Raw genomic sequence first — 227 nt, forward strand, 5'->3', positions numbered from 1 at the left:
ACCAACGGAACAGAATACAGTGAGACGGCCCCGACCTTTACGGAAGCAGGAACGCATACCGTATACGTAAAGGCGACGAATCCGAATTACAAGGAAACTGAAGCCGTAAGTGCGGCGGTAGTGATCAGGCCGAGAAATGTGACCATCACGGTGAACAGCGCGTCAAAGACGTATGGAACTAAGGATCCGGAGTTTACAGGAAACTATGATGACCTGGTAAGCAGCGG

The 227-nt window shown here is 51.1% G+C and carries 1 protein-coding gene; it reads left to right on the forward strand.

Annotated features, from left to right (window positions below; genetic code table 11):
- Positions 1-227, forward strand: a 227-nt coding sequence (locus NE473_RS32490) for an MBG domain-containing protein (RefSeq protein WP_256265756.1), incomplete at both ends; no start/stop codon positions are given.

The organism is Hungatella sp. SL.1.14 (assembly GCF_024460495.1).
GTDB lineage: Bacteria > Bacillota > Clostridia > Lachnospirales > Lachnospiraceae > Hungatella > Hungatella hathewayi.